General features: G+C 63.8%; 14 protein-coding genes. 1 reads left to right on the forward strand and 13 read right to left on the reverse strand.

Annotated features, from left to right (window positions below; all coding sequences use genetic code 11):
* Positions 1 to 246: 246 nt before the first annotated feature.
* From BVH01_RS11575 to BVH01_RS11610, 8 genes are all read right to left on the reverse strand, one after another.
* Positions 247 to 1,026 carry an ABC transporter ATP-binding protein gene (locus tag BVH01_RS11575; protein WP_075930450.1) on the reverse strand — a complete coding sequence of 260 codons (780 nt, stop codon included), beginning with the start codon at positions 1,024 to 1,026 and terminating at the stop codon, positions 247 to 249.
* 121 nt (positions 1,027 to 1,147) lie between these two features.
* Positions 1,148 to 2,482, reverse strand: coding sequence for an ABC transporter substrate-binding protein (locus BVH01_RS11580; protein WP_075930451.1), 1,335 nt, complete (start codon positions 2,480 to 2,482; stop codon positions 1,148 to 1,150).
* A gap of 66 nt (positions 2,483 to 2,548) precedes the next feature.
* Positions 2,549 to 3,889, reverse strand: a complete 1,341-nt coding sequence (locus BVH01_RS11585; protein WP_075930452.1) for an ABC transporter substrate-binding protein — start codon at positions 3,887 to 3,889, stop codon at positions 2,549 to 2,551.
* Positions 3,890 to 3,971: 82 nt separating this feature from the next.
* Positions 3,972 to 5,036 carry a branched-chain amino acid ABC transporter permease gene (locus BVH01_RS11590; RefSeq protein WP_075930453.1) on the reverse strand — a complete coding sequence of 355 codons (1,065 nt, stop codon included), beginning with the start codon at positions 5,034 to 5,036 and terminating at the stop codon, positions 3,972 to 3,974.
* Between the two features lie 4 nt (positions 5,037 to 5,040).
* On the reverse strand, positions 5,041 to 5,922 hold the full coding sequence (locus BVH01_RS11595; protein ID WP_075930454.1) for a branched-chain amino acid ABC transporter permease: 882 nt from the start codon (positions 5,920 to 5,922) through the stop codon (positions 5,041 to 5,043).
* Entirely contained in the window at positions 5,919 to 6,689 is a 771-nt protein-coding gene (locus BVH01_RS11600; RefSeq protein WP_075930455.1) for an ABC transporter ATP-binding protein, read from the reverse strand. The genes BVH01_RS11595 and BVH01_RS11600 overlap by 4 nt, the downstream gene beginning before the upstream one ends.
* Complete coding sequence (locus BVH01_RS11605; RefSeq protein ID WP_075930456.1) at positions 6,686 to 7,657, reverse strand: AMP-binding protein; 972 nt, start codon at positions 7,655 to 7,657, stop codon at positions 6,686 to 6,688. The genes BVH01_RS11600 and BVH01_RS11605 overlap by 4 nt, the downstream gene beginning before the upstream one ends.
* Positions 7,658 to 7,677: 20 nt before the next feature.
* Complete coding sequence (locus tag BVH01_RS11610) at positions 7,678 to 9,087, reverse strand: LLM class flavin-dependent oxidoreductase (RefSeq protein ID WP_075930457.1); 1,410 nt, start codon at positions 9,085 to 9,087, stop codon at positions 7,678 to 7,680.
* Positions 9,088 to 9,231: 144 nt separating this feature from the next.
* Here BVH01_RS11610 and BVH01_RS11615 point away from each other — a divergent pair, with 144 nt between their 5' ends.
* Complete coding sequence (locus BVH01_RS11615) at positions 9,232 to 9,504, forward strand: hypothetical protein (RefSeq protein ID WP_139317826.1); 273 nt, start codon at positions 9,232 to 9,234, stop codon at positions 9,502 to 9,504.
* 293 nt (positions 9,505 to 9,797) lie between these two features.
* Here BVH01_RS11615 and BVH01_RS11620 read toward each other — a convergent pair whose 3' ends face one another.
* Genes BVH01_RS11620 through BVH01_RS11640 form a run of 5 tightly spaced genes read right to left on the reverse strand, consistent with a single transcriptional unit; the run spans position 9,798 to position 15,324 of the window.
* Positions 9,798 to 11,420: a gamma-glutamyltransferase family protein gene (locus tag BVH01_RS11620; protein ID WP_075930459.1), complete on the reverse strand. Its 1,623-nt coding sequence runs from the start codon at positions 11,418 to 11,420 to the stop codon at positions 9,798 to 9,800.
* Positions 11,421 to 11,431: 11 nt separating this feature from the next.
* Positions 11,432 to 12,208 (reverse strand): ABC transporter permease, encoded by a 777-nt coding sequence (locus BVH01_RS11625; RefSeq protein ID WP_075930460.1) that lies wholly within the window; start codon positions 12,206 to 12,208, stop codon positions 11,432 to 11,434.
* Complete coding sequence (locus tag BVH01_RS11630) at positions 12,201 to 12,959, reverse strand: ABC transporter ATP-binding protein (protein ID WP_075930461.1); 759 nt, start codon at positions 12,957 to 12,959, stop codon at positions 12,201 to 12,203. The genes BVH01_RS11625 and BVH01_RS11630 overlap by 8 nt, the downstream gene beginning before the upstream one ends.
* Entirely contained in the window at positions 12,956 to 14,263 is a 1,308-nt protein-coding gene (locus tag BVH01_RS11635; protein ID WP_075930462.1) for an acyl-CoA thioester hydrolase/BAAT C-terminal domain-containing protein, read from the reverse strand. The genes BVH01_RS11630 and BVH01_RS11635 overlap by 4 nt, the downstream gene beginning before the upstream one ends.
* Entirely contained in the window at positions 14,260 to 15,324 is a 1,065-nt protein-coding gene (locus tag BVH01_RS11640) for an ABC transporter substrate-binding protein (protein WP_075930463.1), read from the reverse strand. The genes BVH01_RS11635 and BVH01_RS11640 overlap by 4 nt, the downstream gene beginning before the upstream one ends.
* Positions 15,325 to 15,327: the final 3 nt, after the last annotated feature.

Here is a 15,327-nt window from a genome sequence, read left to right on the forward strand (position 1 = left end):
TTCCAGGCGCTGCAAGTCCAGTTATTCCAACAACCATGCCAAACCATAAAATCATTGCTATTCAATAACTTGAATCAAAAACCCAACAGCCTGGCGCTAGGTCTTGGGAGCAGTCTGCGCAACCGCTGTTGCCGGCGCCACAGCAGTTTCGTCAGGACGAAAAAAACGCGGCCTAGGCCGCGTCAGGTAGAACGTTACACAGTAAGCAAACATTGGGTTAATGCAGGTTTCTCAAGGTATCGCCGCCTACCCGCCGGCCTTGCCGCCCAAGTAAAAATGCTGGATATCTTCCCGCGCTGCCAACTCGGCAGCACAACCCTCTTCCACCACCCGACCGTTCTCCAGGATATAGCCGTAACTGGCATGGCGCAGGGCGACGTTGATGTTCTGCTCGGCAACCAGAAAGCTCACGCCCTCCTGCGCATTGAGCTGGGCGACGATGGCGAAGATCTCCTCGACGATGATCGGTGCCAGGCCCATCGAGGGCTCATCGAGTAGCACAAGACGCGGTTTGGTCATCAGCGCACGGCCGATGGCGAGCATCTGTTGCTCACCACCTGAGGTCAGCCCGGCCTGGGTCTTGCGCTTGGTCTTCAAGCGCGGGAACCAGGCGTAGATCCGCTCCAGATCCTGCTCCAGCTCACGCCGTGTCGGGTTGCGCAGAAAGCCACCACTGCGCAGGTTTTCCTCGATGGTCAGGTGGGCGAACACATGCCGCCCCTCCAGCACATGGACGATGCCCTGGCGCGCCAGCACATTGGCCGCGACACCAGCGGTGTTCTGCCCCTGGAAACGAATCTGGCCTCGGCTGACCTGTGCCCGGTCGGCCTGAACCAATCCGGAAATGGCTTTTAGCGTGGTGCTCTTGCCAGCGCCGTTGGCGCCGAGCAGCGCGACGATATCGCCCTGCCCGACCCGCAGGGAAACCCCGGCCACGGCGAGGATCGCGCCGTCGTAGATCACTTCGATGTCGTTTACCGCAAGCAGCTCCTGGCTCGCGGCGCTCGCTTGGGGCGCACTGCTCATGTCGTCATCCTCCGTTGGGCACCTTCGCGCCCGGTTGTCTTTCGCACCACAAGGCCCTGCGAGGCTCCTGGCAACGCTCATGGTCGCAGCGCACACCTCGCACCCTGCTCACGGCAAGCGGCTACTGCACGCTGCAATCGCGAGGCGTCACACCCTTCTCTTTCGCATACTCGGCCGACTTGGCGTCGATCAACGGACGCAGGGTGACGCGGTCGGCCTGAACCCAGTCGGTGATCAGCTTCCACTGCTGCCCATCCCACTGCTGCACCTTGGCGGCCCCGCCACCCTCGTGGTCGCTGCACGAAAGCTTCAGTGGCTGCATCAGGCCAAGGAAACCGATCTCCTTGAGGCGCGCATCGTCGAGATCGAGGTGCTCGAGGCCCCAGCTACCTTCCTCGCCGTTGAGTGGCCGGTTGCCAAATTTCTTCTGCCCTGCGCGAATCGCTTCGACGGCGATGGCGGCGTTCACCAGGCCGGAGTTGTAGTACACGCTGCCGAAGCTTTTCGGATCCTTGAGGTCGCTCTTGCCCTTGTCGAGGATGTGTTCCTTGATCCGTTGGTGAATGTCGAAGTCGGCACCGCCCGGATAGGGCGTCAGCGCCAGGTAGCCTTTGCCCGCCTCGCCGGCCGGCAGCACGTCCTCATTGGAGCTGGCCCAGATGTCGCCGATGATGCGATCGACCGGGAAGCCGAAACGTGCGGCGGTCTTGATCGCCACCGGAGTAGACACGCCCCAGGTGCGCAGGAATATCCAGTCCGGCTGGAGCTGCCGTACCTGGCGCCATTGCGAAGCCTGTTCATTACCCGGATCGGCGATGGGGATTTGGATGTTCTCGAAACCGTACTTTTCTGCCAGCAGCTTCAACGGCCCCTGTGTTTCCCGACCGTAGGCCGAGTCGTGGTAGACGGTGGCGATTTTCTTGCCCTTGAGCTTGTCCAGCCCGCCTTCGCGCTCGGCCACGTAATTGATGAACGCCGAAGCCTCGCTGTAGAACGTCAGCATCACCGGGAAGTTGTAGGGGAACACGCTGCCGTCGGTGGCTTCGGTGCGGCCGTAGCCAAGGGTGATCAGCGGGATCTTGTCGGCTGCGGCCTTGTCCGCCAGGGCATAGGCAGCCGGCGCGCCATTGGGCTGGTAGACCGCCACCGGTGCGCCATTGAGACCATTCTTGAAGCGCTCGTAGCACTCGATGCCCTTCTCCGCCGTCCACTCGGTCTCGCACTCCTGCCAGACCAGCTTGACGCCATTGATGCCACCTTCCACCTCGTTGACGTAGCGCAGGTAGTCGATCATCCCGGCCCATACTGGAATGCCGCTGGAGGCATAGGCACCGACCCGGTAGGTGGCCAGCGGGAAGAACTGTTCATTGGCCGCCTGGACCGTCACCGGCAGCGCGGGGCAGGTTGCGAGCGCCAGGCCGAAGGCAGCGAAGCTACGTTTCAGGGTTGCATTCATGGTGTCTTCTCTACTCACGTGCCCGACCTGCACAACGGCGGCCAGGCGCTGGTTGTCGATAGGGTCTTATTGCTCGTTGCCGCAGTCGCGTGGGGTGATGCCTTTTTCCTTGGCGTAGGCAGCGGACTTGGTCTCGATCAGCGGACGCAGGGTGGCGCGGTCGGCCTGGATCCAGTCGGTCACCAGCACCCACTTATCGCCATCCCACTGCTGGACACGGGCAGCACCGCCGCCCTCGTGGTCAGAGCAGGACAGTTTCAGCGGTGGCAACAGCCCTTCGAAACCGCTGGCCTTGAGCCGCGCGGCGTCGATGTCCAGATGCTCGAAGCCCCAGCGTGCTTCCTCGCCGGTCAGCGGGCGGTTACCAAATTTGCCCTGGGCAGTGCGCAGTGCCTCGACGGCAATCGCGGCGTTGATCAGGCCGATGTTGTAGTACACCTTGCCGAAGTAGCGCTTGTCCTTGAGGTCGCTCTTGCCGGCATCGAGGATGTGCTGACGCAAACGCTGGTGGATCTCGAAACCGTCGCCACCGGGGAATGGCGCCAGCGCCTGGTAACCCTTGGCCGCCCCGCCTGCCGGAATCACATCAGCCTCTGAACCAGCCCAGACGTCGCCGATGATCCGATCCACCGGGATGCCAAAGCGCGCGGCAGTCTTGATGCCCACGGGAGTGGACACACCCCAGGTACGTAGGAACACCCAGTCCGGTTTGATCTGCCGCACCTGACGCCACTGCGCGGACTGCTCGTTACCCGGATCGGCCACCGGAATCTGGATGTTCTCGAAGCCGTATTTTTCCGCCAGCAGCTTCATCGGCGCCTGGGTTTCACGACCGTAGGCCGAGTCGTGGTAGACGGTGACGATCTTCTTGCCCTTGAGTTTTTCGAAACCGCCCTCGCGCTCGGCGATGTAGTTGATGCCCACCGAAGCCTGACCGTAGTAGTTCAGCAACAGCGGGAAGGCATAGGGAAAAACGCTGCCGTCGGTGGACTCGGTACGCCCGCCCGCGCCATCGATCAACGGGATGCGGTCGGCTGCGCCCTTCTCCATCAGCGCGTAGGAACCTGGCGTACTGTGGGTGAAGAAGAACGCCGTCGGCGCGCCGTCCTTGCCGCCCTTGTGACGCTCGTAGCACTCGACGATACGGTCGACGTTCCACTCGGTCTCGCACTCCTGCCAGACCAGCTTGACGCCATTGATACCGCCCTCCACCTCGTTGATGTAGCGGAAATAGTCGATTTCCCCGGCCCACCAGGGAATGCCACTGGAGGCATAGGCGCCAACCCGGTAGGTGGCCATGGGAATGAACTGCTGGTTATCGGCGGCCTGGGCGATGGCCGGTAACAAGACCTGAGCGCCGAGTGCGAAAAGGCTGGCGAGCAGGTTGCGATGCAAGGTTTTGCGCATGATGTGTACTTCTTGTGCAGTGCTGGAAACCTCCTTTCCCGGAGTCGGGTCAAGGTTCGTGGTAGCGTTCAAATCGTGGGGTTCAGAATCTCAGCGGCCACACCCTGATGCGTTCGCGCAGGTCGCCGAGCAGGCGTACCAGCCCCTCCGGCTCCTTGATCAGGAACCAGATGATCAGGCTGCCGAAGAGAATCTTCTGCAGGTTCTGCAATTGCCCGGCATCGACGTTGCCGTCGAACAGCCATTGCCCGGCGTGGCTGAGCAGAATCGGTGTAAGGCTGATGAAGGCCGCGCCGATAAAATTGCCGGCGATGCTGCCCATGCCACCGATGATGATGATGAAGAGGATCTGGAACGACCGGTTGATATCAAAACTCCCGGCGCTGGCGGTGCCCAGGTAGGCGAAAGCCCAGAGCGCCCCGGCGATTCCCAGGTAGAAAGAGCTGACGGCGAAGGCCAGACGCTTGTAACGATCCACCTCGATGCCGATCACTGCCGCAGCGGTATCCATGTCGCGGATCGCCATCCAGTTGCGGCCGACCTGGCTACGCACCAGGTTGACCGCCACCCAGGTCAGCAGCACCACGCAACTCAGGGTCAGCAGGTAACGGCCGACCGGCGTGGCCACGCTGTAGCCGAACAATTCCAGACGGGGCGCGCTGATGGTGCCGGACGAGGCGTAGTTGTAGAACCAGGGAAACTTGGCGAACACCCACTCCAGAAAGAACTGCGCAGCGAGCGTGGTGACCATCAGGTAAAACCCCTTGATCCGCGAACTGGGAATGCCGAACAGCAAGCCAACCAGACCTGCAATCAACCCACCGCCGACCAGCGCCAGCGGCAAGGGCAGCCCAGGTACACGCAGCAGCAGGCCGTAGGTGGCAAAGGCTCCAACCGCCATGAAACCGGCAGCGCCGACCGAGGTCTGCCCGGTGTAGCCGGTCAACAGGTTCAGCCCCAGCCCGGCCAGCGACAACACCAGAAAGGGAATCAGGATCGCGTTGAGCCAGTAATCGTTGCCCAGCAGGGGTAGCCCGACGAAAGCCACCAGCAGCAACAACGACAACCCCAGCGGCCAGCGGTGGCGTACCAGAATCAGAGGCGCTTCGTCGAAGCTGGTGCGCAGGCGCGAAACGGTAGCGGTCATGGCGTCATACCCGTTCGATGGCCCGGTCGCCGAACAGGCCAGCCGGACGGATGTAGAGGAAGATCAGGGCGAGGAAATAGGCGAACCAGGGCGTGATGCCACCACCTATCAGCGGGCCGATGTAGGCCTCGGCAAGGTTCTCCGCTGCGCCGACGATCAGGCCGCCAACGATGGCTCCGCCAATCGAGGTGAAACCACCGATGATCAGCACCGGCAGCGCCTTGAGCACCACCAGCGAGAGCGAGAACTGCACGCCCTGGCGCGCGCCCCAGAGCAAGCCGGCAACCAGACCGACCACCCCGGCCACAGCCCAGACGATCTGCCAGATGCGGTTGAGGTTGATGCCCAGCGACAGCGCCGCACGGGTATCGTCGGCCACCGCACGCAGCGCCACGCCGATACGGGTCTGGTTGAACAGCAGCGCCAGCACCACCACCAGCAGTGCGGAAACGCTCGCGGCGACCAGGTCGAACTGGCTGATCATGATCTCGCCGACGAACAGCGGGATGTCTTCGATACCCAGATCCAGCGCACGCACCTGGGCACCCATCAGCCCTTGAGCCAGGCCCTCGATGACGAACGACAGGCCGAGGGTGGCCATGAACAGGGTGATCTGTGAGCGATTGACCAGTGGCCTTAGCACCAACCGCTCGATCAACAGCGCGCCGATGATCATCACCAGCACCGTCACGGCCAGCGCCAGGGCGAAAGACAGCCCCTGCTCGTGCAGGCTCACGAAGGTCAGCGCGGCAAACAGCAGCATCGCACCCTGGGCGAAATTGAACACACCGCTGGCTTTGTAGATCAGCACGAAGCCGATGGCCACCAGCGAATACATGGTGCCGGCGAGCAACCCGCCGATCAGGGTTTCCAGAAAGAAGATCATCCGTTTGGCGTCCCCAGATAAGCGGCGATCACATCGGGATTGACCTGAACCTCGGCCGGTGTGCCATCGCCGACCTTGCGCCCGTAGTCCAGCACCACCACGTGGCTGGACAGCCCCATGACCACCTGAATGTCGTGTTCGATGAGAATCACCGTGGTGCCGAGATCGCGGTTGATATCCGCAATGAAGCGGCTCATGTCCTGTTTCTCTTCGGCGTTCATCCCCGCCATCGGCTCATCGAGCAGCAGCAGGGTCGGTTGCGCGATCAGTGCGCGGCCCAGCTCCACGCGCTTCTGCAGGCCGTAAGCCAGGCTGCCCACGGCAACGTCGCGCCAAGGCTGCAGTTCGAGGAACTCGAGCACGCTCTCGGCGCGTTCAGCGAAAGCGCGCGCTTCACGCCGGGCACGTGGCAAGCCCAGCGCCTGCTCGAGAAAAAAGCTGCGCTGAAAACGCGACAGGCCAGTGAGCAGGTTGTCCAGCACGCTCATCTTCTTGAACAGCGCGTTGTTCTGGAAAGTGCGGCCAATCCCGAGCCGCGCAGCCTTCAGCGGGTGTGGCCGGCGCAACGGTTCGGCAGCGAAGTACAACTGCCCGGTATCGGCCTGGTAGACCCCGTTGAGGATATTCAGCAGCGAGCTCTTGCCAGCGCCATTCGGCCCGATCAGGGCGCAGATCTCGCCGCGCCTGACGCTGAACGACAGATCGGAAATCGCCTTCACGCCCTTGAACGACAGCGACACATTGCGTATCTCCAGCAAGGCGCTCATGCCACCCGCTCCAGATGGTCGTGCAGCCACGACAGGCGAGCCGGGCCTTGTAACGCCACACCGGCAGGCGCACTCGGCACCTCGATCCGGCGCAAGCGATGAAAGCCGAGCAAACGCCGCACCCGCTGCTTCAGCCTGCGACGCAAGCCCTGGTGCGAATTCTCCAGCGTCCAGTCGCACAGGCGCCGCCGCCAAGTGCCCGATGGCGCTAAACGCGCATCGATTTCACCAGCCAGCGCCTCGGCGCGCGCAACAGACAGCAGCAACCCGGTCGGGGCGATTTCGCGGCGGTCGCGAGCGGCAGATTCGCTGGTCTCAGGAAAGGCCAGGCCTTCGCCCTGCTCCAACCAGCGGCTCAGCAAATGCCCCAATCCTTCATGCCATTCGGTGCCTTCATCGATCCACAGCACGTCATCCTCAGACACCTGCGCCCAACCCTCACGCTGCGCTACCGGCGCCTCACCGACAAACAGCGCCGACAGTGGCTGCACCTGCCACAAGCCGTTGCTCATGGCATTGGCCTGGGCGGAAAACAGACGCAGTGGCCACTGCTCGACAAGGCCGCTGCCTATCCAGTGCGACACGTTTTCGCGGCGCTGGACGAACGCAAACGTAGGGCGCACCCGGTGCAGTTGCCGTTGCAGCTCATCGCCACGGCTATCGCGGCCAATCACCAGGCTCTGGCCACCAAGCTGGTGGGCAGCCAACGCCAGGATCAGCAAGCTCGGCTCATAGGCGCCGCACAAGGCCAGCCGCGCGCCAGGAGCAAAACCTTGCTGACGCAAGCCATCGGCAACCCGCTCGACCTCGCGCTGCACGTCGATCCAGCGCCAGGCCTTCCACGCACCGAGGCGGCGATGACGCAGGGCGATTTGTGTCGGTCGTTCTCTGGCCCAGCGCTGCAACGCCGTCAGGGCGCTGCCGTCCACCACATCAGGCACCGGCGGATTGAGTTCATGAATGCTCATGCGATGACTCCTCTGCCGACTCAGGCGGGCTCGGCCAGGCTGGCACTGAGGGTTTTGCGCTGCTGGCTGAGGTCGCGATAACCGGCACCAGGATGGCTAGCGGGCAGTCGCGGGCCATCACCGAACAATTTCTCGCGCAGGGTTCCGGAGCGATAATCGGTCTTGTACGCGCCGCGTGCCTGCAACTCGGGCACCAGCAGCTCGACCACATCACGGAAGGTTTCGTGGGCCAGGGCATATGCCAGGTTGAAGCCGTCCACGTCGGTCTCCTCGACCCAGGCCTGCAGCTCGTCGGCAACGGTCTGCGCACTGCCGACGATCAGCGGACCGAAGCCGCCAATGCCAACCCAGTCAGCCAGTTCCTGGACCGTCCACTGCTTGTCCGGGTCGGCGGTAGAGAAGGTTTCCACTGCCGATTGAATGGCGTTGGTGTGGATGTGCTTGAGCACCTGATCCGGCTGGTACTGGCCAAAGTCGATACCGGTCCAGCCGGAAATCAGCGCCAGCGCCCCCTCGTAGCTGCTATAGGATTTCAGCTCCTGCCACTTGGCCTGGGCTTTGGCGTCGGTCTCGTCGACGATCACCGTCTGCAGGTTGAAGATCAGCACCTTGCGTGGATCGCGCCCGGCTTCGGCAGCCCGACGGCGGATGTCTGCCACGGTTTTTTTCAGGATCGCCTTGGACGGTGCGGCGACGAACACGCACTCGGCGTGCCCGGCCGCGAAGTCCTTGCCGCGGCTCGATGCGCCAGCCTGGTAGAGCACCGGCGTGCGCTGCGGCGACGGTTCACAGAGGTGGATGCCAGGCACCTGGAAATGCTCTCCCTGGTGACGGATTTCATGAACCTTGCTCGGGTCGGTGAAGATCCCGCGTTCACGATCACGCACCACCGCCCCCTCCTCCCAGCTGCCTTCGAACAGCTTGTAGAGCACTTCAAGGTATTCATCGGCGTAGTCGTAGCGCGCATCGTGATCGCTCAGGGCCTTCTGCCCGAGGTTGCGCGCACCGCTGTCGAGGTAGGACGTGACGATGTTCCAGCCGATGCGCCCCTTGGTCAGATGATCCAGAGTCGACAGGCGCCGGGCGAAGGGATATGGGTGCTCGAAGGTCAGCGAGGCGGTGAGACCGAAGCCCAGGTGCTCGGTAACCAGCGCCATCGGGGTGATCAACGCCAGCGGATCGTTCACCGGAACCTGGGTCGCCTGGCGGATGGCCGCATCGCCATTGCCGCCCAGCACGTCGTAGATACCGATCACGTCGGCGATGAAGATGCCGTCGAACTTGCCACGCTCCAGCAACCTGGCCAGATCCGTCCAGTAATCCAGATCCTTGTATTGCCAGGCGCGATCCTTGGGGTGCCTCCAAAGGCCGGGCGACTGGTGGCCGACACAGTTCATCTCGAAGGCGTTCAAACGAATTTCACGTGGCATGGGGACTCCTGCTCGATAGGCTCGGCACCTGTCGCGGTGCTGCTTGTAGCTCTATCAACACGATTCATGCCAACTGATAACTCTTTTATTTACATAGAGTTAGATAAAACCAGAAACAAGAGAAATGCATAGACGACCACAGCAATGCTGATTGACTGTTCAGTGGTAAACAGTCAAACGCTTCTGGTCTATTCGATCAGGAACAGCGCTTTGCAGATCGACGGCTCGCACGTGCGCGGTGCCAACCAGCCGGAACACACCACCTGGAACGAAAACGCCACAACTCTAGCTCTTTGCACCAAGACCAATGGCGACATCATCAGCTTGCAGCTCAACTGTGTGCAGTCGCTGGAGCGTCGCGAGATGGTCGAAGCAGCTTTCCGGTGGCCAACTGCAGGTACCGCTGGAGCAGATTAGCGATCAGCAACTGCCGCGTGACATACAGGGCCCAATCGGACTGGCGCAGCGGGCCGCGAGCATCCGCTGTTCATCTGCGCACGGCAGCGAGACCAATCACGGGTATGCACGTCCATCTGGTTTGTGCGACTGAGCAATAGCCTTTGGCCCACCAGATGCCAAAGGCTGAGCAGAGTTACGGCCTGACAGCCGCTCTATGACTCAAGCGCCCACGTGCACGTCTATACGTTTTCTGGGCATGCACCCTTGTGCCGATCAACATCCCTGCACGCGAGTGCTGCCCTGCTTCTGAACTAGAACCCCACAGCCTGTCCGTCTCGCCGACTGTCGCTGGCAGCCACATAGCCATGGGCAGGATCATCCGACAGCCGCCAGATGAACTGCCCGGAACCGAAGTCCATGTATGGGTCTTCCACGGATTTCAGACGGTTGCCCAATCCCTCCAGCCCGCGTACGGCATCGGCATTCATGCTGGCCTCCAGGTCCACCGAGAAATCCCGGTTGACCTTCCAGCGTGGCGCATCGCAGGCCGCCTGGGGCTGCTGCTGGTAATCGAGCATGCGCACCAGGGTCTGTACATGGCCCTGGGGCTGCATGTCGCCGCCCATCACGCCGAAACTCATCTGCGCTACACCGTCACGGGTGAGAAATGCCGGGATGATGGTGTGGAACGGCCGCTTGCCGGGCGCCACCACGTTGGCCGAAGCCGGGTCGCTGGAGAAACCGGCACCGCGGTTCTGCAAGCTGACGCCATAACCCGGCACCACGATGCCGGAACCGAAGCCCATGTAGTTGGACTGGATAAAGGACACCATCATGCCGTCCTCGTCGGCGACGCTGAGGTACACGGTGCCGCCCGACCTGGGCAGGCCGAAGCCCGGGTGGCTGGCCTTGTGCGGGTCGATGGCCCTGGCGCGCTGCGCGAGGTACGCCGGCTCGAGCATCTGCTCGGGCGTGACCTCCATGCTGCGTGGGTCGGCGACGTAGCGGTAAACGTCGGCGAAGGCCAGCTTCATGGCTTCGATCTGCAGGTGCTGAGACGCCGCCGAGTCGACCGGCAGAGCCGCCAGGTCGAAGTGCTCGAGAATGCCCAGCGCGATGAGTGCCGCAATGCCCTGGCCATTCGGCGGGATCTCGTGCACGTCGTAACCACGGTAACGCTGTGAAATCGGCGCGACCCACTCAGGGCGATAGCCCCGTAGATCCGCTGCGGTGAGGTTGCCACCCGTGGCCCGGGCATGGCCGATGATGGCCTCGGCGATCTCACCCTCGTAGAACGCCCGTGCGCCCTGCTCGCCCAGCAGTCGCAAGGTGCGCGCAGCGTCGGCGAAGACGAATTTCTCGCCAGTCTGCGGCGCCCGACCATGGGGCATGAAGGCCTCGGCGAAACCCGGCTGGCCCTGCAGCTCGGGAACCGCTGCCGCCCACTTGTGCGCCACGATCGGGGCGATGGTGATGCCGCGCTCGGCCACCTCCACCGCCGGCGCCAGCACCTCGGCGAAGGGACGTTTGCCGAAACGCTCGTGCAACGCGCCCCAACCGGCTACCGCACCGGGTAAGGTGATCGAATCCCAACCGCGTACCGGCCGTTTCGCATGGCCATGGCCGTCCTCGCCATAGCGCTGGCGGAAGTACTCTGGCGTCCAGGCGCCGGGCGCGGTACCGGATGCGTTGAGCCCGTGCAGCGAGTCGCCGTCCCACACCAAAGCGAAGGCATCGCTGCCCAACCCGCAGGAAACCGGTTCGACCACGGTCAGGGTGGCAGCCGCGGCGATGGCCGCATCCACGGCGTTGCCGCCGGCCAGGAGCAGGCGCAGCCCGGCCTGGGCCGCAATGGGGTGGGAGGTCGACACCACGTTGCGGGCGAACAACGGGATACGGGTCGTTGGGTAGGGGTTGCGCCAGTCGAACGACATGAAACTCTCCTTCAATGTTTACGGGCCCGGGCGGCGCCCGGCTCCCAGAAGATCACGCGGCGCTGAAGCCAGCGCACGCTCTGTGCCCCGCACAGGCCGATGAAGGCCAGCAGGATGACTCCGGCGAACATGGTCGCGAGGCTCATGCTGACCGAGCTTGAAGCGATCAGATAACCGAGCCCGCGTTGGGCCGACAGGAATTCACCGACCACCGCGCCGATCAGCGCCAGCGACACGCCGATCTGCAGGCCGGCGAATACCTCGCCGGCCGCGGCCGGGAACTTCACGTGGACCAGCAGGTAAAGTCGCGAGGCGGAAAAGGAACGGCAGGCGTCGAGCAGCTCCGGGTCGGTACGCCGAATGCCGTTTACCGTGTTGACGAACAGCGGGAAGAAGCAGACCAGCGCCACCAGCACGATCTTGGAAGTCATGCCGAAGCCGAACCACACCAGAATGATCGGCCCCAGGGCGACCTTGGGGGTTGCCTGCAGGCCGATCAGCAACGGGTAGACGAACCGCTCGAAGGTCTGCGATTCGGCCAGCAAGGCGCCCAAGGTGATCGCCAGCAGGCAACCAATGGCATAGCCGCTGAGCGTCTCGCCCAGGGTGACGCCGATGTGTGGCCACAGGCTGCCATCGGCGAAACCGCCAGCCAGCGCCTGGTAAACCGTCAACGGCGCGGGCAGCAGGTAATCGGGAATCTCCAGCAGGCGTACGGACAGGTCCCAGATCAGGATCAACACCGCCAGGCTGGTCAGGGGGTAAAGCACGGGCAGCAGTCTACGCATGGGTGAAGTGCCTTCTCAGCTGTTGGCAGAGTGCGGTGAAGGTTGGATCGACCAGGGTCTCCAGGCTACGGGGCCGGGGCAGCGTGATCGCCACATCGTCGATGATGCGGCCGGGGCGCGGCGACATGACCAGCACCCGATCGGCCAGGAACACCGCTTCCTGAATGCTGTGGGTGATGAACAGCACCGATTTACGCTGCTGGCTCCAGATGTGCTGCAGCTCCAGGGTCAGCGCCTCGCGGGACAGCGCATCGAGGGCCGCGAACGGCTCGTCCATCAGCAGCAGGCGCGGGTCGTGCAGCAGCATGCGGGCGATACCGACCCGCTGCTGCATGCCACCCGACAGCTCGAACGGGTAATCGTTGGCGAACGGCGCGAGGCCCACAAGCTCGAGCAATGCCCGTGCCCGCTGACGCGCCTCGGTGATGGGCAGGCCGAGGGTGCGTGCCGGCAGCAGCACGTTGTTCAGCACGGTTTTCCAAGGCAGCAGATTGGGCTTCTGGAACACCACGCCTGTGTGCCGGCTCGGGCCGTCGATGCCCTGCCCGGCCACGCTGACCTGCCCGGCGCTGGCCTCGAGAAGGCCCGCCGCGAGCTTGAGGATGGTGGACTTGCCGCAGCCAGACGGCCCGAGCACGGCCACGAACTCACCGTCTTCGATGCACAGGTTCACCTCGGCCAGGGCCTGGATCTCGCCACGTCGGGTCTGGTAGGTCAGCCCTGTGTCCTGCAGGGTCAGGGCCGCGCTCATGACTGCGCCTCTTGGGCGCGCAGCGCATCGGCAAGGAAGGCGAGCACGGCGTGCCAGCTTTCGCGGTTGGCCCGGGCATTGGCGACAGGAGTGCCGCCACCACTGATTAGTACCCCGGCGACCGGATGAATCCGCGCGATCTGAGTGGTCGGCACGAACGGAAAGCCGATGGCATGGCCCGCCCCCTCACCGCGCACATGGGTGACCGGCCAGGCATGGCCGGCCGCCTGCAGATCGGCCTGGATGCGCTCGCTGTAGGCGCTGGACGGCCAAAAGCCATCGTCGCTGCCCGAGATGAGCAACACCGGCCCCTTGATACGCTCAACCGGGATACGCGCCGCCTCGACACTGGCAGCATGTGCCTCCACCGCCACGAATGCCGGCGCCTGGCGAATCGCTGCGCCGGGCTCGGAAGGCTGGTCGAAGGCCCGCCAGTCGGCTGCCGGGTTGTCCCGCCAGACATTGCGCAGCGGCTGGCCGCGCCAGGTCCAGGCATCAGCGTCGCGGGCTTGCTCCGGGCGCCCGGCGCGCAAGGTGCCGTGGATCACCGCACTCGGCACGTAGCCGATCACCGCCGATACCCGCTCGGGGAAGGTGGCGCCCAGCAGCAACGCCAGCTCACCACCGCGCGACAGCCCGGCGACGGCGATGAAACCGTGTCGCGGCTGCAGCGTGCGCGCCGCCCAGTTCAGCGCCTGCTCGAAGTACTCCAGTGGCGTGTCGCTGATGTGCTCGGGCAACCCCGGCGCCTTGAAATAGGCCAGCGCCAATGCCGCGTAACCCTGTGCGGCATACAACGCTGCACGTTGTTCCGGCGTGCCGCCGCCCGAGCCATTGAGCACGATGACCAAAGGATGAGGGCCTGCAGCCTCGGGGCTGAACAAGGTTGCGCTGAGTCCCTCTTCGCGAATTTCCCGGCGGCTTACGCCGGGGGCGAGAAAGCGCTGGGTGAGCGTGGCCGAAGCACTGGCCCCTGCGGCGTCGCGGACCTGCAAGCGAATCGACAACGGCTCCAGTCCTTCACTGGCTTGCGGCCTACAGGGCGGGCTCAGTTGCCGCAACGCCCATACGGGTGCCAGCGCTTCCAGCTCGCTCCAGTCGCCATCGAATGGTAGCTGTGCATCGATAGCCAGCGCACCGTCGGCCCCGATGTCGAAGCGGGCTTCGCTCTGCCACAGGCTGCCATCGGGGTGCTCCAGGGTGGTGGTCAGGCGCGCCAGCCCTGGGTTCAGCCCCCCTATGCGAATGCGCCGTGGCTGGTCGATCAGGCCATCGGCAATGTCGATCTCGAACGCCGGGCTCATTGCGCCGCCTCTGCCCGCTTGTGTAGTGCATCACGGTCGAAGTCGTTGAACGCCGGCACGAACTCGTTGGAGAACACCTGCGCCACCGGCACCTCGGCGCTGGGGAACTCGCCGGCTTCGGCCATGGCCTTGACCGCCGCGCGGATCGCCTGCAGGTCGTATTGCCCCGGCACACGCGGGCTGCCGTCCGGGAAGTACAGGGTACGTTGCAGACGCCGACTGAGCAGCGTCTTGGCATCTTCCAGGCCCTTGCCCTGGGCATCGGCAGGCTTGCTTTCCGGGTGCTGGCGCCAGAACGCCTGCACGCAGAACGCCGGATTCACCTCGCACACGAACTGCGCCTCGGTATAGGCACGACCAAAGCGGCGCATCAGGTCCGGGTTTTCGCTGAAGGTGTCCTGGTGCGCGATGAAGCCATTACCGGGGTTTTCCTGAAACACCTCGGGGTACTGGATGCGCCGGGTTTGCGTGCCGGAAAGCTCGAGCATGTCGCCCCAGCTGTTGTTGAAGTTGAGCGCATCCACCTGGCCGCTGCGCAATGCCTGAAAGCCCGCACCGAGCGCGCCGACGGCGACGAACTCGACGTTCTTGCCAGGCTCCAGCCCGGCAACGCGCAGGGCCGCGCGACTGTTGGGCAGCGTGCCCCAGGTCAGGGCGCCGACGCCGATCTTCTTGCCCTTGAGATCGGCCAGGGTCTTGATCGGCGAATCGGCGAGCACCTGGTACTCCAGGGTCTGACTGGGAACACCGTTGTAGAAATAGCGCAGCGGCAAGGGGTTCTTGTTGAAGTGGCTGGAGAGCACCGGTTCAGCCACCGGAAAACCAAAGGTCACCCGCTTGCTGGCGACCTGCGGAAGCAAGGCGCCGGCGCCCTGGAACACCACGGTACTGACACTCAGCCCCTGTTCCTTGAACAGGCCCAGCTCCTGGGCTGCAGCGTAAGGCGCGCCGTCGTGGACGGCTGGTGGAATGGCCAGGGCGACGGTGACCTCGTCGAGGGCATGGGCTTGGCTGGCAACGGCCAGCGTCAGGGGCAGCAAGGAACGGATAGCGAAGCGCATGGT

The organism is Pseudomonas sp. PA1(2017) (assembly GCF_001945375.1).
In the GTDB taxonomy this organism is placed as follows: Bacteria; Pseudomonadota; Gammaproteobacteria; order Pseudomonadales; family Pseudomonadaceae; genus Aquipseudomonas.

Bases quoted from the DNA above. Each gene is read 5' to 3' on its own strand.
- BVH01_RS11625 (WP_075930460.1), bottom strand. From the start codon at position 12,208: ATGCGTAGACTGCTGCCCGTGCTTTACCCCCTGACCAGCCTGGCGGTG.
- BVH01_RS11635 (WP_075930462.1), bottom strand. From the start codon at position 14,263: ATGAGCCCGGCGTTCGAGATCGACATTGCCGATGGCCTGATCGACCAG.
- BVH01_RS11605 (WP_075930456.1), bottom strand. From the start codon at position 7,657: ATGAGCATTCATGAACTCAATCCGCCGGTGCCTGATGTGGTGGACGGC.
- BVH01_RS11595 (WP_075930454.1), bottom strand. From the start codon at position 5,922: ATGATCTTCTTTCTGGAAACCCTGATCGGCGGGTTGCTCGCCGGCACC.
- BVH01_RS11630 (WP_075930461.1), bottom strand. From the start codon at position 12,959: ATGAGCGCGGCCCTGACCCTGCAGGACACAGGGCTGACCTACCAGACC.
- BVH01_RS11575 (WP_075930450.1), bottom strand. From the start codon at position 1,026: ATGAGCAGTGCGCCCCAAGCGAGCGCCGCGAGCCAGGAGCTGCTTGCG.
- BVH01_RS11615 (WP_139317826.1), top strand. From the start codon at position 9,232: ATGCTGATTGACTGTTCAGTGGTAAACAGTCAAACGCTTCTGGTCTAT.
- BVH01_RS11580 (WP_075930451.1), bottom strand. From the start codon at position 2,482: ATGAATGCAACCCTGAAACGTAGCTTCGCTGCCTTCGGCCTGGCGCTC.
- BVH01_RS11585 (WP_075930452.1), bottom strand. From the start codon at position 3,889: ATGCGCAAAACCTTGCATCGCAACCTGCTCGCCAGCCTTTTCGCACTC.
- BVH01_RS11600 (WP_075930455.1), bottom strand. From the start codon at position 6,689: ATGAGCGCCTTGCTGGAGATACGCAATGTGTCGCTGTCGTTCAAGGGC.
- BVH01_RS11620 (WP_075930459.1), bottom strand. From the start codon at position 11,420: ATGTCGTTCGACTGGCGCAACCCCTACCCAACGACCCGTATCCCGTTG.
- BVH01_RS11610 (WP_075930457.1), bottom strand. From the start codon at position 9,087: ATGCCACGTGAAATTCGTTTGAACGCCTTCGAGATGAACTGTGTCGGC.
- BVH01_RS11640 (WP_075930463.1), bottom strand. From the start codon at position 15,324: ATGCGCTTCGCTATCCGTTCCTTGCTGCCCCTGACGCTGGCCGTTGCC.
- BVH01_RS11590 (WP_075930453.1), bottom strand. From the start codon at position 5,036: ATGACCGCTACCGTTTCGCGCCTGCGCACCAGCTTCGACGAAGCGCCT.